The sequence below is a fragment of the Bacteroides fragilis genome (assembly GCF_019583405.1).
Taxonomy (GTDB): Bacteria; Bacteroidota; Bacteroidia; order Bacteroidales; family Bacteroidaceae; genus Bacteroides; species Bacteroides fragilis_B.
Window position 1 is genome coordinate 186420 of the sequence record NZ_SZUU01000006.1, and the last position, 21517, is coordinate 207936.

Below are 21517 nucleotides of genomic sequence, written 5' to 3' on the forward strand. Positions count from 1 at the left end.
TTATTTTTGCAGAAAAGGAACGAAAGGACTAAATTATGGACACTGAGAACCAGAAAGAAATAGCTGAAGAGCAAATGATTGAACAAGCTTTTCAAGAATTGCTGAACGATTATCTTGCTACCAAGCACCGTAAACGTATTGAGATTATAACCAAGGCCTTTAATTTTGCCAATCAGGCACATAAAGGCATCAAACGACGCTCCGGGGAGCCTTATATCATGCACCCCATTGCCGTCGCAAAAATCGTATGTAACGAAATCGGGCTTGGTTCGACTTCCATTTGTGCTGCCCTTTTGCACGATGTCGTAGAAGACACTGACTATACGGTAGAAGATATCGAAAACATTTTCGGAGCTAAAATCGCACAAATTGTCGACGGGCTAACTAAAATTTCCGGAGGTATCTTTGGTGACCGCGCTTCGGCACAGGCAGAGAACTTTAAAAAGCTCCTGCTCACCATGTCCGATGACATCCGGGTGATCTTGATCAAAATAGCCGACCGTCTGCACAACATGCGTACCCTCGGCTCTATGTTACCCAACAAACAGTATAAGATCGCAGGCGAAACATTGTATATTTATGCACCTCTTGCCAACCGCCTGGGACTGTATAAGATCAAAACAGAGCTGGAAAACCTCAGTTTCAAATATGAACATCCTGAAGAATATCAGGAAATTGAAGAAAAGCTGAACGCAACAGCGGCCGAACGTGACAAGGTATTTAATGAATTCACCGCCCCGATACGCGAGCAACTGGATAAGATGGGGCTAAAATACCGTATCCTGGCACGCGTGAAATCAATCTACTCCATCTGGAACAAAATGCAAACCAAGCATGTTCCCTTTGAAGAAATTTATGACCTGCTGGCTGTACGAATTATCTTCGAACCACGCAATATGGAGGAGGAACTGAATGATTGTTTTGACATCTATGTTTCAATCTCTAAAATCTATAAACCCCACCCCGACCGCCTGCGCGACTGGGTGAGCCACCCGAAAGCCAATGGATACCAGGCACTACATGTCACCTTGATGGGAAACAACGGACAATGGATCGAGGTCCAGATACGTAGCGAACGGATGAACGATGTGGCCGAACAAGGATTTGCCGCCCACTGGAAATATAAAGAAGGAGGAGGCAGCGAAGATGAAGGTGAATTGGAAAAGTGGCTGCGTACTATTAAAGAAATACTCGACGATCCGCAACCGGATGCCATCGACTTCCTCGATACAATCAAATTGAATTTATTTGCTTCGGAGATTTTTGTCTTCACTCCGAAAGGAGAGCTTAAAACCATGCCACAGAACTCTACTGCGCTGGATTTTGCATTCTCCCTGCACACAGATATAGGAAGCCATTGCATCGGCGCCAAAGTCAATCATAAACTGGTGCCCCTAAGCCATAAATTACAAAGTGGAGATCAGGTGGAGATACTGACATCCAAGTCGCAACGTGTACAGCCACAATGGGAAGTATTTGCCACTACTGCAAGGGCAAGGGCAAAGATTGCAGCTATTCTGCGTAAAGAACGGAAAACCTTCCAGAAAGAAGGAGAAGAATTGTTGAACGAATTCTTTAAGAAAGAGGAGGTCCGTCCGGAAGCAGCTGTCATCGAGAAGTTATGCAAACTGCATAACATGAAGAATGAAGAAGAATTCCATGTAGCCATCGGCAACAAAACCATCGTATTGGGAGACACCGACAAGAATGAACTGAAGGAGAAGCAAAGCAGTAACTGGATGAAGTATCTGACTTTCTCTTTTGGCAACAACAATAAAGACAAACAGCAGGAAGAAAAAGAACCGCAAGAAAAAGAGAAGATTAATACCAAACAGATTCTTAAACTGACGGAAGATGCCCTGCAAAAGAAATATATCATGGCCGAATGTTGTCATCCCATCCCCGGTGACGACGTACTGGGATATATGGATGAAAACGACCGCATCATCATCCATAAACGCCAATGTCCGGTAGCGGCTAAGTTAAAAAGCAGTTATGGCAACCGTATCATTGCCACTGAATGGGATACGCACAAAAAACTTTCGTTCCTCGTATATATTTATATTAAAGGGATAGATAATGTAGGCCTATTGAATGAAATCACACAAGTTATTTCACGCCAGTTGAGTGTAAATATCCGAAAGTTGAATATGGAAACCGACGATGGCATTTTCGAAGGAAAGGTCCAATTGTATGTGCACGATGTGGAAGATGTAAAAGCTATTTGCAACAACCTGCGCAAGATTCCGAATATAAAGTCGGTGACACGTGTAGAAAACTAACAAACAATAAATAACGGGAAGAGGAGCAATGAGTGCTTAAACAGCCACTCATTGCTCCTCTTCCCGTCTTGTTGAAAACCCATCCAAAGCATCCCTCATTCCAACCAACTCTTGACGAATCTGCTTCAAACGGTCGATAATTTCAAAATTCCGGATCGTCGCTTCCCTGTTATCTTTCAGTTTCTGGCGAGCTCCGGGCAGAGTCATTCCTCTTTCTTTCACCAAATGATAGATCAGGCGAATGGTTTCCACATCCTCTTTCCTATACTGGCGCACGCCACGACTCCCTTTCTTTGGAGATATCTGCGGGAACTCCTTTTCCCAGAAGCGAAGCAACGACTCGTTGACATCAAACATTTGGGCAACTTCACTGATAGAGTAATATAATTTCAGGTCTCTCTCCGTATTTTGCATGATTTCTTCTCTTTTAGTCAAATACTTTACCGTGGTTGGCGGCAATCTGAATCATCCGTTCATAATCTTCCGCACTCAAATCCATAAAGTAATAGTTCACCGGATTGACCACCTGTCCTTTAACGTGCACTTCGTAATGCAAATGCGGACCGGTACTCTTTCCCGTACTTCCTACCCCGGCTATAACTTCACCACGCACAACCTTTTTGCCCAGTTTTGTACGAAACTCCTGCAAATGGGCATAGCGGGTACGATATCCGAAGCCATGGTCAATCTCAACAGTATTGCCATAACCGGTCTCCCATCCCATTTTCACAACCGTACCATCACCCGTGGCATACACGTCCGTACCCGGATGTGCCGAGAAGTCCATGCCGGCATGAAACTTCGTTGTTCCGTAGATGGGATCAATCCGTGTCCCATAGCCGGAGGCTGTCTTCCGAAGGTCCTTATTGGATATAGGCTGGATGGCGGGAATACACTTCAGCATCTGATCATGATTTTTACACATTGCCACTACATCGTCAAATGACTTGGACTGGATATAAAGCTGTTTACTCAGTACATCCATCTTTTGGGTAGTGTTGATCACCAACTTTGAGTTAGCCATATCCATCAGTTGTTCGTAACGGTTCGTACCACCATAACCGGCCTGACGAATAGCCTGTGAAACAGGATCGGCCATAAAAATCACTCTATAGAGGTTATCATCACGCTGCTGGATATCCTGAAGCACCCCCATCGCCTCGTCAAGACGACGAGAGAGTACGTTATATTGCGCCAAGAGTTGGCTATTTTCTTTCCGCAACTCCTTCTCCGAGGGAGAACCGAAAATCAGTAACAGAATGATGAAACTGCCGGCTCCCAGTCCCATTCCTATAAAAAGACGGCGGAGAATGCTCAGCGCCCGTTGTCGGACAGTCGGATAAATCCGGTCATAAGTCTGCGTTTGCGGATTATAGATGTAGTAAACTTTGCGCATCTTATAAATATTTCGCTTGTTAATACGGCAAAAATAATAAAAACAAGCTATCTTTGCACTGCTTTTTTTAGAATATTAACCTCAACAATAGATATATAGAAGTATGTTGACTGCAAAAGAAACCAGAGATTCGTTTAAGAATTTCTTCGAGTCAAAAGGACATCAGATTGTTCCTTCGGCTCCAATGGTGATTAAAGATGACCCCACCCTGATGTTTACCAATGCAGGGATGAACCAGTTTAAAGATATTATTTTGGGTAACCACCCGGCGAAATACCACAGAGTCGCGGACTCACAAAAGTGCCTTCGTGTAAGCGGCAAGCACAATGACCTTGAAGAAGTAGGACACGATACCTACCATCACACCATGTTCGAAATGCTGGGTAACTGGTCGTTCGGCGATTACTTCAAGAAAGAAGCTATCAGTTGGGCATGGGAATATCTGGTAGACGTCCTGAAACTGAATCCGGAACACCTGTATGCAACAGTATTCGAAGGCAGCCCGGAAGAAGGGTTGGAACGTGATAACGAAGCAGCTTCCATCTGGGAACAATTCCTTCCCAAAGACCATATCATCAACGGCAACAAGCATGACAACTTTTGGGAAATGGGTGATACAGGTCCATGTGGTCCTTGCTCGGAGATCCACATCGACCTTCGTCCTGCAGAAGAGCGCGCCAAGATTTCAGGACGCGACCTGGTGAACCACGATCATCCCCAGGTTATCGAAATCTGGAATCTTGTATTCATGCAATACAACCGCAAAGCCGACAGCACTCTTGAGCCGCTTCCGGCAAAAGTGATTGATACCGGTATGGGATTCGAACGTCTGTGCATGGCTTTGCAGGGTAAAACATCCAATTACGACACGGACGTATTCCAGCCGTTGATTAAAGCAATCGCCCAAATGGCCGGAACGGAATATGGCAAAAATGAACAGAACGACATTGCCATGCGTGTTATTGCCGACCACATCCGTACCATTGCTTTCTCAATCACTGACGGACAATTGCCGTCGAATGCCAAGGCCGGTTATGTGATTCGTCGTATCCTGCGTCGTGCCGTTCGTTACGGATATACATTCCTTGGACAGAAACAGGCATTTATGTACAAATTGCTTCCGGTTCTGATTGACAGCATGGGAGATGCCTATCCGGAACTGATTGCTCAAAAAGAGTTGATCGAAAAGGTTATCAAAGAAGAAGAAGAATCATTCCTCCGTACTTTGGAAACCGGTATCCGCCTGCTCGATAAAACAATGGCTGACACAAAAGCTAACGGAAAGACGGAAATCAGCGGTAAAGACGCTTTCACATTATACGATACATTCGGTTTCCCACTCGACCTGACAGAGTTGATTCTGCGTGAAAACGGTATGACAGTCAATGTCGAAGAGTTCGATGCCGAAATGCAACAGCAGAAACAACGTGCCCGCAATGCAGCTGCCATAGAGACAGGTGACTGGATCATACTGAAAGAAGGAACTACTGAGTTTGTAGGTTACGATTACACGGAATACGAAACTTCCATCCTGCGTTATCGCCAGGTGAAACAGAAAAACCAGACCCTGTATCAGATCGTACTGGACTACACTCCGTTCTATGCAGAGAGCGGTGGTCAGGTGGGCGACACCGGTGTATTGGTAAACGAATTCGAGACTATCGAAGTAATCGACACCAAGAAAGAAAATAATCTTCCGATACATATTACGAAGAAACTGCCCGAACATCCGGAAGCTCCGATGATGGCATGTGTAGACACAGACAAACGTGCCGCTTGTGCAGCCAATCACTCGGCTACCCACTTGCTGGACGAAGCGCTCCGTGAAGTTTTAGGCGAACATGTAGAGCAGAAAGGATCATTGGTTACGCCGGATTCTCTGCGCTTCGACTTTTCTCACTTCCAGAAAGTAACGGATGAAGAAATCCGCAAAGTGGAGCATTTGGTAAATGCAAAGATACGTGCCAATGTTCCATTGCAGGAACATCGCAACATCCCTATTGAAGAAGCGAAAGAACTGGGGGCAATCGCCCTGTTCGGCGAGAAATATGGTGACCACGTACGTGTTATCCAGTTCGGCTCATCCATTGAATTCTGTGGGGGTACTCACGTTGCCGCTACCGGAAACATCGGTATGGTAAAAATTATCTCAGAGAGTTCGGTAGCTGCCGGTGTACGCCGTATCGAAGCATATACCGGAGCTCGCGTAGAAGAAATGCTGGATACGATCCAGGATACTTTGAGCGACTTGAAAGCTCTTTTCAACAATGCTCCCGACCTTGGTGTGGCCATTCGCAAGTATATTGATGAAAACGCAGGACTGAAAAAACAGGTGGAAGACTTCATGAAAGAAAAAGAAGCTGCTGTCAAAGAACGCCTGCTTAAGAATGTACAAGAGATTAACGGCATTAAAGTCATTAAGTTCTGCTTGCCGATGCCCGCCGAAGTAGTGAAGAACATCGCTTTCCAACTTCGTGGTGAAATTACAGAAAACCTGTTCTTTGTAGCCGGAACAGTTGATGCCAACAAGCCAATGCTGACGGTCATGATCAGCGATAATCTGGTTGCAGGCGGATTGAAAGCAGGTAATCTGGTAAAAGAAGCTGCCAAACTGATTCAAGGTGGCGGTGGCGGTCAACCTCACTTCGCGACAGCCGGCGGTAAGAATCCGGACGGACTGAACGCTGCTGTTGAAAAGGTACTGGAACTGGCAGGAATCTAAAAGTCCCGACTCTCCACGAAAAAGGGAACCACGCTATCCGAAAGTTTCCATATAAAGCTGGAAGTCAGATCAAACATCATAGACTCTCCGAGTAAAGAGTCCGGTACTGCACCGGACTCTTTCTATTCATTCCCCTTCATCGAATGTCCATATCACAAACTCACTTTATCCCCCGGGAAAAGCAAGAATTATCTTTTTTATTCTACTCCCACTATTACAATAACGGAAAAGAGTGGGCAGACTCAGCCTCATCCGAGATTCTTTATCGCCCGAAATTCTTTTGGAGAGATACCTGTATTCTTCTTAAAGAAATGTGTCAAATAGGATTGATCCGGAAAATGCAGTTGCTCAGCTATCTCTGTTACAGATAGACGGGGTTCATTCAACAGCACTTTTATTTCAGCCACCAACTGTTCATCAATAAGCTGTTTAGGCTTCTTTCCATCTAAATGCCGAACTGTAATTTTATGCAGGTAACGAGACGATATACAAAGTTTTCCGGCATAAAAAGCTACCTGATGTTCATGCATACTATATTCGCGGATCAATTGCATAAACCGATGGCAGAGTAATTGAGTACGGCTATATTGCTTGCTGACAGCCAACTTTTCCGGAATCGTATTAAACAGCCACATGAGCAAACTTTGCAAAAAATTGTGCTCTTGTTGTCCTCTGAACTGCGGCATCGGTTCGGTAAACAACATTTGTGCCATATCCATCCACAAATTGATCTGGCGCCAAGTCTTCTGACTTCGTTCGTCAGCAGTATGACGGTAACAGGGATGTTCGTGAGTATAATTAAAGTAGGGTGTATCAATAGGTAACATGGCATTTAGAAATGCTTCTTTAGGAAACATCAACATTTTCACCTGCAAATCTTCGGAAGCTTCAAGCACTTGCAGCAAGCTACCGGTCAGGAAGATCAGTTCTGTCTGTTCATTAAATATATATTTCTGCACACCGGTAGAGACAATGGCTTCCCCCCGCGTACAAATCAGATAGATACCACACCGGAAATGGTATGGAGTCGATATCAAAGAAGTCAGATCTGTCTCTTCATATCGGATCGTTTTCGTATCGGCAAGCAATTGGTCTGTTTTCATGAAAGTCTGTTTTAGGCAACAAATGTAGGTTTATTTTTTGTATTCGGACTATTTTGTTCTGAAAACAACATATTTTGTACAGATTAGCCTACGTCCGGTTCCTAACAAATGAAGTAATTTTGCGACTGTATTGATCAAAGAGAATAGCAATGACTGACAGACAGAATTCCAGACGGTTCTTATTATTATTTTTAGGTGTATTAAGTGCCTTCGGCCCTTTTATAATGGATATGTATTTGCCTACCCTGCCGGCTATGGCAGATTTTTTCCAGACTTCATCTTCCATGGTACAATTAGGACTCACAACCAGTATGATTGGTTTGGCTGCCGGACAATTAATCTTCGGTCCCCTGAGTGACAAGTACGGACGACGTTCTCCCTTACTTTTGGCCATGATTCTGTTCCTGCTCGCTACGGTAGGATGCATCTTTTCACACACCATTTCACTATTTGTGGTATCCCGATTCTTACAAGGCATTGCCGGAGCAGGTGGTGTCGTGATTTCCCGCTCCATAGCTACCGACGAGTATTCGGGACACCAACTGGCCGGTATGCTCGCCATTATCGGGGGAATAAACGGAATTGCTACAGTCGTTGCCCCCATCGGAGGAGGTATTCTGGCCCAGATAACAGGCTGGCAAGGCATCTTTATCTGCTTATTCCTTATGGGAGTGGCTCTCCTATCCGGAAGTCTGCACCTGAATGAGTCACTTCCGACAGAACACAGACAGGCTGTGAGTTGGCAAGCCCTATACCATCGTTTTGGAGAAGTCCTCCGCAACCGCCGTTATGTAGGCTACGTCCTGCAATACGGCTTTACCATGGGAATATTGTTTGCCAATATCTCTTCTGCACCATTCATCATGCAGCAACACTACGGACTCTCTCCCCTATCGTTCAGCCTCTGCTTTGGAATCAATGCGATAGCAATGGTTATCTCTTCAGCAATATCGATAAAATTGCCTACTATGGAACGGGCTTTATATATAGGAAGCCGGGGCATGCTGTCAGTATCTGCACTGTTAATGGTGTTCTTACCTCTGGGTTGTGATTTTTGGATCTACGAGCTATTGATCTTCGCTCTACTCTCCATGATTGGCATGACTTTTACGGCATCCAACACGTTAGCCATGGAGTGTGAGCGACGGAATGCAGGCATTGCTTCGGCACTTTTGGGAGCCACCGGGTTTGCATTTGGAGGTATCGTATCGCCGCTTGTAAGCTTAGGAGATATGATGACCTCTACCGGAATATTGTTTTTAGCAGGTTCTGTTTGTACCTATGCGTGCACGCGATATGTATTATCACGATCCGCTCAGCCCTCCGGACTGCTATATCATTGAAAACTTTCACATTCAAATATCTTTTCCTGACAAACGTCAAAAGGAAGTTCCAAATCCAATACGACTTACAGAAGATAAAGTCGAAGCGTAGCATAAATTACAATTCACCTATAAACAGACCTTTAACTGCCCAAATATTAGTTTAAAAGCAAAAGGTCCTTCCTTTAAAACCAATGCCCCTTCGGTTTTAAACCAATGATTCCCTTCCTTTAAACCACCTATAGGAACTCTGCACAAATCACACTTATACATTCGATCGCCCAGTGGCAGCAATACTTTATCTATACATATCTATTTTCAAAACACAAAGAAGAGATAACCGAAACGGAAAATGTATTGTCTACACTCAGCAGTTTAGAATGGCAGTCCTCCTACCCAGTAATAACGAACCGAAAAACAAAAAGACGAATCAATCCACACACAAGTTCTTTCGTTTTACATTTATATTCTCTACCTTTGTACACTGAATCAATCAATTACTAAAATTCTAACCCAAGCCGCATGAAAGCATTTTTTCATTTATCATTTATTCTTTTATTCGTATTCACAGCCTGTACGTCTGCCCCCAAGCAGACAAGCACTGATTACACACAATATGTAAACCCATTTATCGGAACAGACTTCACCGGTAATACATATCCCGGAGCGCAAGCACCTTTCGGCATGGTTCAGCTTAGTCCGGACAACGGACTGCCCGGCTGGGACCGCATTTCAGGATATTTCTATCCCGACAGCACAATTGCCGGGTTCAGCCATACTCATCTTTCGGGCACGGGAGCCGGAGACTTATATGACATTTCGTTTATGCCTGTCACCTCGCCCTACAAAGAAGCAGAAGCTCCGTTGGGCGTCTACTCCAAATTTTCCCATCAGGACGAAAGCGCCACGGCAGGATATTACCAGGTACTGCTGAAAGATTACGGTATCAACGTCGAATTGACGGCAACCGAACGATGCGGCATTCAGCGTTACACTTTTCCTGAAGCCAAAGCCGCTATCTTCCTCAACCTGAAAAAGGCTATGAACTGGGACTTCACCAACGACTCTCACATAGAAGTAATAGATTCGGTGACTATTCAGGGATATCGCTTTTCCGACGGATGGGCACGAAATCAACACGTATACTTCCGCACCCGCTTCTCCAAGCCTTTTGCTGCCGTACAGATGGATACTACCGCCATCCTGAAAGATGGTAAACGAATAGGTACCGCTACTGTAGCCCGTTTCGACTTTGACACGGAAGACGGTGAACAGATCCTCGTCAATACAGCGCTGTCAGGTGTAAGCATGGAAGGAGCCGCCAAGAACCTGACAGCGGAAGTGCCTGAAAATGATTTTGAAAAATACCGTGAGGCTGCCCGCAACAACTGGAATAAGCAGCTCTCTAAAATAGAAATCAAAGGTGATAACGAAGACGACCGGGTAAACTTCTACACTGCAATGTACCACAGTATGCTTGCCCCCACCATCTACAGCGATGTGGACGGTGCTTACTACGGACCGGATAAAAAGATACATCAAGCAGACGGATGGGTGAACTACAGCACTTTCTCACTGTGGGATACATATCGTGCCGCACATCCTCTATTTACCTATACCGAAACGGAACGGGTGAACGACATGGTGAAATCATTCCTTGCATTCTACGAACAGAACGGTCGCCTGCCGGTCTGGAACTTTTATGGAAGTGAAACCGACATGATGATCGGTTATCATGCCGTTCCCGTGATTGTGGATGCTTATCTGAAAGGTATAGGCAACTTTGATCCGGAAAAGGCATTGGAAGCTTGTGTAGCTACCGCCAACCTGGACAATTACCGCGGAATTGGCGCTTATAAAGAACTGGGATATGTTCCTTTCAATGAAAAAGATAGTTATAATGCCGAAAACTGGTCGTTATCCAAAACACTTGAATACGCTTATGATGATTACTGCATTGCCCGCATGGCAGAAAAACTGGGAAAGAAAGAGATTGCGGACGAATTCTATAAGCGGTCGCAAAACTATCGTAACGTATACAATCCGGCAACCTCGTTCATGCAACCTCGTGACGACAAGGGAGATTTTCAGAAAGACTTTAAAGCAGATGCTTATACACCGCATATCTGCGAAAGCAACGGTTGGCAATATTTCTGGTCGGTACAGCATGACATAAACGGACTGATCAGCCTAGTAGGAGGGAAAGAACGCTTTACCCAAAAGCTGGACAGCATGTTCACCTTCCATCCTTCGGCCGACGACGAACTTCCTTTGTTCAGCACCGGGATGATCGGGCAATACGCACATGGCAATGAACCCAGTCACCACGTCATTTACTTATACAATGCGGTGGACCAGCCTTGGAAAACTCAGGAGTATGTGGCAAAAGTAATAAACGAACTCTACCTGAACAGCCCTGCCGGACTCTGCGGAAACGAAGACTGTGGACAAATGTCTGCTTGGTATGTATTCAGTGCCATGGGGTTCTATCCCGTTGATCCGATAAGTGGTAAATACGAAATAGGTACTCCCCTTTTCCCGGAAGTGCAACTGCACCTTGACAACGGAAAAACATTCACTGTCAAAGCTCCGGCTGTCAGCAAAGAGAACATCTATATCCGATCAACCAAACTGAATGGAAAACCCTATGATAAAAGTTACATTACCCATGAACAGATTATGAGCGGTGCAACCCTTGAGTTTGAAATGGGAAAGGAGAAAGTTACAAGCGATAAATAACTTGTAGCCCGTAAACCCCAAAACCAGCAGCCAAAAAGATGGACGATACATTTGATATAACCTACAAAGCCCTGTTCCGGAGGTACTATCCGAACCTGATGTTCTACGCCACCCGCCTGGTGGGCGATGAAGAAGCAGAGGATGTGGTACAGGATGTATTCGTGGAACTGTGGAAACGGAGAGATTCCATGGTAATAGGCGACCAGATCCAGGCCTTCCTCTATCGCGCGGTATATACCCGGGCCCTGAATGTGCTGAAACATCGCAGCATAGAGGACGGATATTGCGCTGCTGTGGAAGAAATCAACCAAAAAAGAGCGGAATTCTATCAGCCGGACAACAACGAAGTAATCCGGCGGATAGAAGACCGCGAATTGCGAAACGAAATCTACCAAGCCATTAACGAGCTACCGGACAAATGCAAGGAAGTGTTTAAGTTGAGCTATCTGCATGAAATGAAGAATAAAGAAATAGCCGACGTGATGGGAGTCTCTTTACGTACGGTAGAAGCCCACATGTACAAGGCACTGAAGTTCTTACGAAACCGTCTCGGCCATTTATGGCTTTTATTTCTATTATTTTTCATCAAATAGATAAGTGTTTTTAAAGATTTAATTGTTTCTATTATATAATGAGAAAGAAAAGATGAATAATCTGAGCGAAGAAATATTGATGAGATATCTGACAGGCGAATGTTCTGACGAAGATTTTGCCAGAGTGAACGCTTGGATCAAAGAATCAGACGATAATGCCCGCCGACTTTTCCGAATGGAAGAGGTATATCATTTGGGCAGACACGACAGCTTTCCTGATCAGAAAAGAGCTGCCCGGGCAGAAGCACGACTATACAAGAAACTGGCTCAGGAAGATGCACATAGCCGCAAAGTGATCAGAATACAACAATGGATGCGATATGCCGCTATCATCGTGCTCGCACTGATGATAGGCACCGGAGGCGGATACCTGTACTATCAGGCCGACCCGACCCGGAATATGATAACGGCCTCGTCCACAGATGGCAAAGTGAAAGAAGTGATGTTGCCCGATGGCACGAAAGTATGGCTCAATCAATCGGCCACCTTGAGATATCCCAAGGAATTCTCAGAAACCGAAAGAGATGTATTTCTCGATGGAGAAGCTTATTTCGAAGTCACTAAGAACCGTCGGTGTCCTTTCGTTGTAGAAAGTGAGGCTATGCGTGTCAAAGTGTTGGGAACCACCTTCAACTTCAAGTGCGACAAGAGTCACAAACTCGCAGAAGCAACCTTGATCGAAGGAGAAATAGAAGTGAGAGGAAACCACGATGAAGGAATGATTATTCTTTCGCCCGGACAAAAGGCCGAACTGAATAAAACAACCCGCAGACTGGTGGTGAAGCAAGTAGATGCCAAATTGGATGCCGTATGGCACAATGACCTGATCCCATTCGAACAGGCCGACATCTTTGCCATCACCCGGACGTTGGAACGCTTTTATGATGTAAAAATCATTCTTTCACCCGACATTAAGTCCGACAAAACTTACTCGGGTGTATTGAAGAAAAAAGATAATATAGAGTCTGTACTCCAATCGTTGGACAACTCTATACCTATCAATTATAAGATTGTGGGAGACAATATCTTTATTTCTTCACGTAACAAGTGAGCAACTAATTAAAATAAACATACAGTACCATGAAATTTAAAACATTCCTGGCGGGATGTTTAGGAGGCTTATTGTCTCTGAACTCCTGCACAAACTCGCCGGACATGACTGATTACGCAGCTTATGTCAACCCATTTATCGGTACAGGCGGACACGGTCATACTTTTCCGGGCACCATTGTCCCCCATGGCATGATTTCTCCCAGCCCGGACACCCGTATAGATGGGTGGGACGCTTGTTCGGGCTATTACTATGCAGACTCTACCATCAACGGATTTTCACACACCCACTTGAGCGGAACCGGTTGTTGCGACTATGGAGATGTACTACTGATGCCTACGGTGGGCGAACAAAAGTACCTCCCCACAGGTTCACAGAGCCAGCAGATGGCTTATGCTTCTGCCTTTTCACATCAGAATGAGACTGCCGAACCGGGCTATTACTCAGTCTTCCTGGATACTTATCAAGTAAAAGCCGAACTGACCGCAACCAAACGGGCAGCCATCCACAAATATACTTTTCCTGAAAGTAAAGAAGCAGGATTCATCCTCGACTTAGACTACAGTCTGCAACGGCAGACCAACAAAGAGATGGAAATAGAGGTCATCAGCCCCACCGAAATCTGCGGCCGTAAAAAGACCATGTACTGGGCTTTCGACCAATATATCAACTTTTATGCAAAATTCTCGAAGCCTTTCACCTACACGTTGGTGACTGATTCGATGGCACTTGATGAAGGAGGCAGACTGCTGCCTACCTGTAAAGCATTACTTCACTTTGACACTACCAAAGACGAACAAGTGTTTGTCAAAGTCGGAATCTCTGCTGTGGACATAGAGGGTGCACGCAAAAATGTAGAAACTGAAATACCAGACTGGGACTTTGACGGAGTACGTAAAGACGCACGCAAAGCGTGGAATGAAACGTTATCGAAGATCGATATTACCACAAATGATAAAGATGACAAAACCATCTTCTATACCGCACTCTACCACACTGCCGTTAGTCCGAATCTGTTTACGGACGTAGACGGACGTTATCTGGGTATGGACCTGCAAGTACATCAAGGAGATACACTGAATCCGATGTATACCATTTTTTCTTTATGGGATACCTTCCGTACGCTGCATCCGCTAATGACCATTATAGATCCGGATCTAAACAATGCTTTCATCCGTTCACTGATCAAAAAACATCAGGAGGGGGGCATCTTTCCAATGTGGGACATGGCTTCCAACTATACCGGTACAATGATTGGTTACCATGCCGTTCCCGTCATTGTAGATGCATATATGAAAGGCGATCGTAATTTCGACATCCAAGAAGCTTACCGAGCCTGCGTGCGTGCGGCAGAATATGATACAACAGGAATCAAATGCCCTGATCTGGTGTTACCCCACCTGATGCCGAAAGCCAAATATTATAAAAACTCAATCGGCTATGTACCGTGTGACCGCGAAAACGAATCGGTTGCCAAGGCCTTGGAGTACGCTTATGACGACTGGTGTATTTCAGTATTTGCCGATGCATTGAACGACTACGACACCCGGGACAAATACGCACGTTTCGCAAAAGCCTACGAGTTTTACTTCGATCCGGAAACCCGCTTTATGCGCGGATTGGACAGTAAGGGCGAATGGCGCACTCCCTTCAATCCACGCTCTTCAACTCACCGCAACGATGATTATTGTGAAGGGACTGCCTGGCAATGGACCTGGTTCGTTCCACACGACATCGAAGGATTGGTAAAACTAATGGGCGGCGAAGATGCCTTTGTCGGTAAACTGGATTCTCTGTTTACCGCCGACTCTTCACTGGAAGGCGAAACAACCTCCTCGGACATCAGCGGACTGATCGGACAATATGCCCACGGCAACGAACCCAGCCACCACGTGATTCATATGTACAACTATGTGAACCGTCCGTGGAGGACACAAGAATTGGTAGACAGCGTATACCGTAGCCAATATGCTAATGCCGTAGACGGACTGTCGGGAAATGAAGATTGCGGACAAATGTCGGCTTGGTATGTACTCAATTCTATGGGATTCTATCAGGTATGTCCGGGTAAACCGGTTTATTCTATCGGACGCCCCGCATTCGATAAAGCCGTGGTTAACCTGCCTGATGGCAAGAAGTTTACAGTGATAGCTAAGAATAACTCGAAAAAGAATAAGTATATCAAAAGTATGACATTGAACGGAAAACCATTGGAAAAACCATTCTTTACGCATGACGATATCATAGCAGGCAGTACGTTGGAAATTGAAATGACGGATCAGCGGACTCAACCCTAACCACAGATTATGCGAACGTAATAGAAAATATATAATATCCATATAGCAATACATTTATCCACACCATGAGAAAAATACTTTTGACCGCTTGCCTCATAGCTTGCTCACTAATGGCTAAGGCCAAAGACTGGGCCCAATACGTAAACCCACTGATGGGAACACAGTCTTCTTTCGAATTATCAACAGGGAACACCTATCCCGCTATTGCACGTCCGTGGGGAATGAACTTCTGGACACCACAAACGGGCAAGATGGGGGACGGATGGCAATACACGTATACAGCCAACAAAATCAGGGGATTCAAGCAAACTCACCAACCCAGCCCATGGATCAATGATTACGGACAATTCTCCATCATGCCCGTCACAGGTAAACTTGAGTTTGATGAAGAAAAACGTGCCAGTTGGTTCAGTCATAAAGGCGAAATAGCAACCCCTTCCTACTATAAAGTATATTTGGCCGAACACGATGTAGTGACCGAAATGACTCCGACAGAACGTGCGGTTCTGTTCCGTTTCACCTTTCCCGAAAACGAACACTCATACATTGTAGTGGATGCATTCGACAAGGGTTCCTACGTAAAAGTAATTCCGGAAGAGAACAAGATAATCGGCTACACCACCCGTAACAGTGGCGGAGTACCCGAGAATTTCAAAAACTACTTCGTTATCGAGTTCGACAAGCCTTTCACTTACAAAGGCACTTTTGCAGACAACAAGCTGGAAGAAGGCAACTTGGAACAGAAAGCCGACCATACGGGAGCCGTCGTTGGTTTCAGTACCCGTAAAGGTGAAATCGTGCATGCTCGTATAGCTTCTTCGTTCATTAGCTTCGAACAAGCGGCTCAGAACCTTAAAGAATTGAGTAACGACTCTTTTGAGCAACTTGCACAAAAAGGGAATGATGCCTGGAACAATGTATTAGGTAAAATAGAAGTAGAAGGCGGCAATCTGGATCAGTACCGTACATTCTACTCTTGCCTCTACCGTTCTCTACTGTTCCCCCGCAAATTTTATGAGTTTACGGCAGACGGGCAACCGGTTCATTATAGTCCTTACAACGGTCAGGTACTACCCGGATATATGTATACCGATACAGGATTTTGGGATACATTCCGTTGCCTGTTTCCATTCCTGAACCTGATGTACCCATCGATAAACAAAGAAATACAAGAAGGACTTGTCAATACTTATAAGGAAAGCGGCTTCTTTCCGGAATGGGCGAGTCCCGGACACAGAGGTTGCATGATTGGCAATAACTCTGCTTCAGTATTGGTAGACGCCTATATGAAAGGAGTAAAGGTAGACGATGTGAAAACTCTGTATGAAGGGCTGATTCACGGTACAGAGAATGTACATCCGGAAGTCTCTTCTACCGGACGCTTGGGGTATCAGTATTACAATAAGCTGGGCTACGTACCCTATGACGTGAAAATCAATGAAAATACAGCCCGCACCTTAGAATACGCTTACGATGACTGGTGCATCTACCAACTGGCTAAAGCCCTGAACCGACCGAAAAAAGAAATTGAACTGTTTGCCAAACGTGCCATGAACTACCGGAATGTATTCGACAAAGAAAGTAAACTGATGCGTGGCCGTAATGAAAACGGCCAGTTCCAGTCACCATTCTCTCCGTTGAAGTGGGGAGATGCATTCACAGAAGGTAACAGCTGGCATTACTCTTGGTCGGTATTTCACGACCCGCAAGGATTAATCGATCTGATGGGAGGCAAAAAGATGTTTATCACGATGCTGGACTCCGTATTTGCAGTTCCTCCCATATTCGATGACAGTTATTATGGACAGGTGATCCACGAAATCCGCGAAATGACCGTGATGAACATGGGCAACTATGCACACGGCAACCAACCGATACAGCACATGATTTACCTGTACAATTATGCCGGACAGCCCTGGAAAGCGCAATACTGGCTTCGTCAAGTAATGGACCGCATGTATACTCCGGGCCCTGACGGTTACTGTGGCGACGAGGACAACGGACAGACCTCTGCCTGGTATGTATTCTCAGCCCTCGGATTCTATCCGGTATGTCCAGGAACAGATGAGTATGTCATTGGAGCCCCTCTGTTCAAAAAGGCAACGCTACACTTTGAAAATGGCAATAATCTTGTGATCGATGCACAGAATAACAGTAAGGAGAATCTTTATATCGAATCCCTCCGGGTCAACGGGCAAGAATCAACTCGGAACTATCTGAAGCATGCCGATCTGCTGCAAGGCGGAACCATTGAATTCAAAATGAGTTCACAACCCAACCTCAACAGAGGCATCAACGACGATGATGCCCCCTATTCATTCTCCAAGGTGAAATAGTCCTCTCTCTTTAGACAACTCATATATCCCCTGAGGGTGCATACCCATCATCCAATACAGATACACGTACGCATCCTCAGGGACATATAAAATAATTCTCAAAAAAGTTAGTAACTGAAGTAAGTGTTTCTTTCGGGACACTTGTTTTATTAACATCAAGGGTACAAAAGCCGTTGAGTTATATTATAAATACAATGCTTAAACCTTGTATGTTTTTAAAGTTAACTAATTAATTTAATTATATCAATGAAAAACAAAATCCTATTTCAAAGACCCAAGCTACTTAAAGCGTCGCTGGTTCTTCTTTTAGCTGCCGCTCCTATCCAGTGGTCATTTGCACAATTCACATTTTCAACTTCCCGCACTACATTGGGCCAAGTCATCAAGACGGTGCAATCTCAGTCTAAATATCAATTCTTTTATGATGACCAATCGTCAAACATGCCGATTGAGAATCTGAACGTAAAGAATGTAAGTCTGGAACAACTGTTGAATGCTGCTCTCAAAGGCAAAAACCTGACATACAAAATCGAGGATAACATTGTTTATCTGTCTCAGGCCGCCAAACAACAAGATCCGGTTCAGGCATCGGCCAAACGTCAGATCAGCGGTACAGTCGTAGATGCTAACGGCGAAGCACTGATCGGTGTCAATGTATCTGTTAAAGGTACCAGCACAGGAGCCATTACGGACCTGGAAGGTAAATACACCCTGACCGTCAATGATCCGAAAGCTGAAATCGTATTCTCCTATATCGGATACAAACAACAAGTGTTGCCCGCTAAAGAAAGCATTCTGAATGTAACTATGAGTGAAGATACTCAGATGATCAGTGAAGTGGTTGTAACCGCCTTGGGTATCAAACGTGAGAAGAAAATGTTGGGATATGCCGTACAGGAAATCAAAGGTGACCAACTGAACCAGACAGGAGACCCTTCAGTGACCAGTGCATTGCAAGGTAAAGTAGCCGGTCTGCAAATGAATACAGCCGGAACCGGCCTGGGTGGTTCTACCAAGATTACAATCCGCGGTAACTCTTCTCTCGCAGATAACAACCAGCCGCTCTGGATTGTAGACGGTGTACCGTTCAGTGACAATAATAACTCGGATGCTACCTATTACGGTGGTGTCGACCGTGGTGGTTCATCCGTCGATATCAACCCGGAAGATATTGAATCGATCTCTGTACTGAAAGGTCCGAATGCCGCCGCTCTCTACGGTTCGCGTGCCGGTAACGGTGTGATCTTGGTCACAACCAAAAAAGGTAGCAAGAAAGATGGGTTCGGAGTACGCTATAGCGGCAACTTCACCTGGAGCCAGGTAGCCGAAACTCTCGAGATGCAAGATCGTTACGGACAGGGCCACATTGTGACTCAGGATGAAAACAAGAATCCTCTGTCTCAATATTATGCCAAATATGATCCGACAGACTCTTCAAGTTGGGGACCTGTATTGGACGGAAGCATGCAGAAAGCCTGGAACGGCGATACCTATGCATTCTCTAAATACGGCAATAAACTGAAAGATTACTTCGATACCGGTTTCGCGCAAAACCACAATGTATCGGTAAGCAACGTAACAGATAAATCGCACTTTCGTGCTTCTTTCGGCAGCTCGAATAATAAGGGCGTATTCCCGAACGAGAAGCTCAACCGAATCAACCTCGACCTGAATGCCGGAATGGAAATGAACAAATATCTCTCTATGGACGGAAAGATTTCACTTTCACGTACCAAAGCAGAAGATCGTCCTTACTTCGGTACTTACGGAGCAATCGCTCAATTGATGGGTATTCCTAACAATATCCGCCTGGACGACCTGAAACAATATTCGACAGATGGCAATGCACACGTAAACTGGACAGGTCCTACTGCCGGTATCCGTAATCCTTATTACGTCCTGAACCAGCGCCACAACTCTGACGAACGTTGGAGAGCTTTCGGATATTATGGAATGAAAATCAACTTTACTGACTGGTTGCACTTGTCTGCCAAATATGCATTCGATTATTATCGTACCCGAATCGAAGAAACGAACGCAGGTGACGGTATCAACGGTGAGAGCAGTATCAAAGATATCACCGATGACGAAATGAACCGCGAGGAGCAGAACTTCTTCGAATCGAACGCAGAAATCGTATTGATGGGTGACAAACAGCTGACTGACAATTTCCGTCTGGGCTTCACGGTAGGTGGTAACTTCATGTACCAGAATTATGAATCACTGAATGCCGGCGTACGCAATATGCTGGATAAGGGACAATGGATTTTCAATGCAGCCAATATGCTGAACACTGCCGGAGAAACCGGACATGAACGCGCAACAAATTCAGTATTCGGATCTTTGCAACTCTCTTGGAAAGAATATCTATCACTGGACTTGACCGCTCGTAACGACTGGTCGTCTACACTGCCGAAGAAGAACAACTCTTTCTTCTACCCGTCTGCCAACTTAAGTTTTGTCGTTTCTGATTTTGTCCGCTCACTGGACAAAACACTGCCCAACTGGCTCACTTTCGCCAAGGTACGTTTGTCTGCCGCCCAAGTAGGTAAAGATACGGACCCGTATCAGTTATACAACACGTACGGATTTAAATTTGAAAAAGGTGAGCTGATTCCAAGCAAATCGAACGTGAAAATGAACGACCAACTGAAACCGGAAATCTCTTCTTCTTACGAAGCAGGTTTGGACATGAAGTTCCTCAACAACCGTCTGGGATTTGACTTTACCTATTATTATAGCCGCACGAAGAACCAGATCATGAAAGTGCCCGCCGCTGCCCCCTGGAGTGGAGGTAAATGGGTCAATGCCGGTCTGATCACCAACAAAGGTTTCGAAATGATGATCTACTCTACACCGGTACAATTAAAAGACTTCTCTTTCGATCTAAATGTCAATCTGGCCAAGAACGTATCGAACGTAGAGAAACTGGCTGACGGTGTAGACTACATCTACTTCAATGGCGACTCTAACTTCCCGATCAATGTAGGTGCACGCCCGGGTCACAAATTGGGTGAAATCTATGCCAAGACTCTCTACAAGCGTGACGAACAGGGTAATATCATTATTAATAAAGAGAATGGCTTGCCTATGACGACCACAGATGCTGACGAGCGCCTGGCTAAACCCATCGGTAACATCCAGCCTAACTTGCTGATGTCTGTATCTCCGTCGTTCACTTATAAAGGCTTTACATTGTCGGCCATGTTCGATATGAAATTCGGTGGCGATATCATCTCTATCTCCGAAATGAACGCAACAGGCTCGGGTATGGCTAAACGTACCATGAATCGTGGAGAAAGCGATAACTTTATGATGATCTTCCCGGGTGTATACGAAGACGGAACACCTAATACTCAGAAGATCTCAGCATCCAACTATTACGGAGCACAGAACGCGGAAGACTTTATCTACGATGCTTCTTTCATCAAGCTGAAGGAACTGGCCATCGGTTATACATTCCCCAAAAGCATGCTGAAGAAAACGCCGATCAACTCGCTGAATGTTTCGTTCGTAGCACGTAACCTGGCTTATCTGTTGAAACATACTCCGGGAACAAGTCCTGAAGGTGGTTACGACACAACTATGTTCTCCCAGGCCATCGACTTTATGGCTGTACCATATACCCGTACATTCGGATTCTCAGTTAACCTTGGTTTCTAATTTTATAAATAAA

The 21517-nt window shown here is 45.1% G+C and carries 12 protein-coding genes; 9 read left to right on the forward strand and 3 right to left on the reverse strand.

Going from position 1 to position 21517, the window contains the following annotated elements; translation table 11 throughout:
* Nucleotides 1-35: 35 nt before the first annotated feature.
* Nucleotides 36-2282 (forward strand): RelA/SpoT family protein, encoded by a 2247-nt coding sequence (locus tag FDF36_RS14435; RefSeq protein WP_220391802.1) that lies wholly within the window; start codon nucleotides 36-38, stop codon nucleotides 2280-2282.
* A gap of 48 nt (nucleotides 2283-2330) precedes the next feature.
* Here the strand turns inward: FDF36_RS14435 and FDF36_RS14440 are convergent, their stop codons facing one another.
* Nucleotides 2331-2696 carry a MerR family transcriptional regulator gene (locus FDF36_RS14440; RefSeq protein WP_220391803.1) on the reverse strand — a complete coding sequence of 122 codons (366 nt, stop codon included), beginning with the start codon at nucleotides 2694-2696 and terminating at the stop codon, nucleotides 2331-2333.
* Nucleotides 2697-2709: 13 nt separating this feature from the next.
* Nucleotides 2710-3678, reverse strand: coding sequence for a M23 family metallopeptidase (locus tag FDF36_RS14445; RefSeq protein WP_005818329.1), 969 nt, complete (start codon nucleotides 3676-3678; stop codon nucleotides 2710-2712).
* Between the two features lie 103 nt (nucleotides 3679-3781).
* Here FDF36_RS14445 and alaS point away from each other — a divergent pair, with 103 nt between their 5' ends.
* On the forward strand, nucleotides 3782-6400 hold the full coding sequence (gene alaS, locus FDF36_RS14450) for an alanine--tRNA ligase (protein WP_220391804.1): 2619 nt from the start codon (nucleotides 3782-3784) through the stop codon (nucleotides 6398-6400).
* A gap of 248 nt (nucleotides 6401-6648) precedes the next feature.
* Here alaS and FDF36_RS14455 read toward each other — a convergent pair whose 3' ends face one another.
* Nucleotides 6649-7503 carry a helix-turn-helix domain-containing protein gene (locus FDF36_RS14455; RefSeq protein WP_005810447.1) on the reverse strand — a complete coding sequence of 285 codons (855 nt, stop codon included), beginning with the start codon at nucleotides 7501-7503 and terminating at the stop codon, nucleotides 6649-6651.
* Nucleotides 7504-7652: 149 nt separating this feature from the next.
* Between FDF36_RS14455 and FDF36_RS14460 the strand changes: the two genes are divergently transcribed.
* From FDF36_RS14460 to FDF36_RS14490, 7 genes are all read left to right on the forward strand, one after another.
* On the forward strand, nucleotides 7653-8846 hold the full coding sequence (locus FDF36_RS14460) for a multidrug effflux MFS transporter (RefSeq protein ID WP_220391805.1): 1194 nt from the start codon (nucleotides 7653-7655) through the stop codon (nucleotides 8844-8846).
* Between the two features lie 501 nt (nucleotides 8847-9347).
* Entirely contained in the window at nucleotides 9348-11564 is a 2217-nt protein-coding gene (locus FDF36_RS14465) for a GH92 family glycosyl hydrolase (RefSeq protein WP_220391806.1), read from the forward strand.
* A 38-nt stretch (nucleotides 11565-11602) separates the two neighbouring features.
* Nucleotides 11603-12157: an RNA polymerase sigma-70 factor gene (locus tag FDF36_RS14470; protein ID WP_220391807.1), complete on the forward strand. Its 555-nt coding sequence runs from the start codon at nucleotides 11603-11605 to the stop codon at nucleotides 12155-12157.
* Between the two features lie 52 nt (nucleotides 12158-12209).
* Nucleotides 12210-13208 carry a FecR family protein gene (locus tag FDF36_RS14475; RefSeq protein WP_220391808.1) on the forward strand — a complete coding sequence of 333 codons (999 nt, stop codon included), beginning with the start codon at nucleotides 12210-12212 and terminating at the stop codon, nucleotides 13206-13208.
* A gap of 29 nt (nucleotides 13209-13237) precedes the next feature.
* Nucleotides 13238-15505 (forward strand): GH92 family glycosyl hydrolase, encoded by a 2268-nt coding sequence (locus tag FDF36_RS14480; protein WP_220391809.1) that lies wholly within the window; start codon nucleotides 13238-13240, stop codon nucleotides 15503-15505.
* Between the two features lie 65 nt (nucleotides 15506-15570).
* The gene (locus FDF36_RS14485; protein ID WP_220391810.1) at nucleotides 15571-17841 is read left to right on the forward strand and encodes a GH92 family glycosyl hydrolase; all 2271 of its coding nucleotides are present in this window, start codon (nucleotides 15571-15573) and stop codon (nucleotides 17839-17841) included.
* Nucleotides 17842-18087: 246 nt separating this feature from the next.
* Nucleotides 18088-21504, forward strand: a complete 3417-nt coding sequence (locus FDF36_RS14490) for a SusC/RagA family TonB-linked outer membrane protein (protein WP_220391811.1) — start codon at nucleotides 18088-18090, stop codon at nucleotides 21502-21504.
* Nucleotides 21505-21517: the final 13 nt, after the last annotated feature.

What these genes read in the sequence shown, in the direction of transcription:
- FDF36_RS14490 (WP_220391811.1), top strand. Translation starts at nt 18,088, where the DNA reads ATGAAAAACAAAATCCTATTTCAAAGACCCAAGCTACTTAAAGCGTCG.
- alaS (WP_220391804.1), top strand. Translation starts at nt 3,782, where the DNA reads ATGTTGACTGCAAAAGAAACCAGAGATTCGTTTAAGAATTTCTTCGAG.
- FDF36_RS14460 (WP_220391805.1), top strand. Translation starts at nt 7,653, where the DNA reads ATGACTGACAGACAGAATTCCAGACGGTTCTTATTATTATTTTTAGGT.
- FDF36_RS14445 (WP_005818329.1), bottom strand. Translation starts at nt 3,678, where the DNA reads ATGCGCAAAGTTTACTACATCTATAATCCGCAAACGCAGACTTATGAC.
- FDF36_RS14435 (WP_220391802.1), top strand. Translation starts at nt 36, where the DNA reads ATGGACACTGAGAACCAGAAAGAAATAGCTGAAGAGCAAATGATTGAA.
- FDF36_RS14455 (WP_005810447.1), bottom strand. Translation starts at nt 7,503, where the DNA reads ATGAAAACAGACCAATTGCTTGCCGATACGAAAACGATCCGATATGAA.
- FDF36_RS14480 (WP_220391809.1), top strand. Translation starts at nt 13,238, where the DNA reads ATGAAATTTAAAACATTCCTGGCGGGATGTTTAGGAGGCTTATTGTCT.
- FDF36_RS14470 (WP_220391807.1), top strand. Translation starts at nt 11,603, where the DNA reads ATGGACGATACATTTGATATAACCTACAAAGCCCTGTTCCGGAGGTAC.
- FDF36_RS14485 (WP_220391810.1), top strand. Translation starts at nt 15,571, where the DNA reads ATGAGAAAAATACTTTTGACCGCTTGCCTCATAGCTTGCTCACTAATG.
- FDF36_RS14475 (WP_220391808.1), top strand. Translation starts at nt 12,210, where the DNA reads ATGAATAATCTGAGCGAAGAAATATTGATGAGATATCTGACAGGCGAA.
- FDF36_RS14440 (WP_220391803.1), bottom strand. Translation starts at nt 2,696, where the DNA reads ATGCAAAATACGGAGAGAGACCTGAAATTATATTACTCTATCAGTGAA.
- FDF36_RS14465 (WP_220391806.1), top strand. Translation starts at nt 9,348, where the DNA reads ATGAAAGCATTTTTTCATTTATCATTTATTCTTTTATTCGTATTCACA.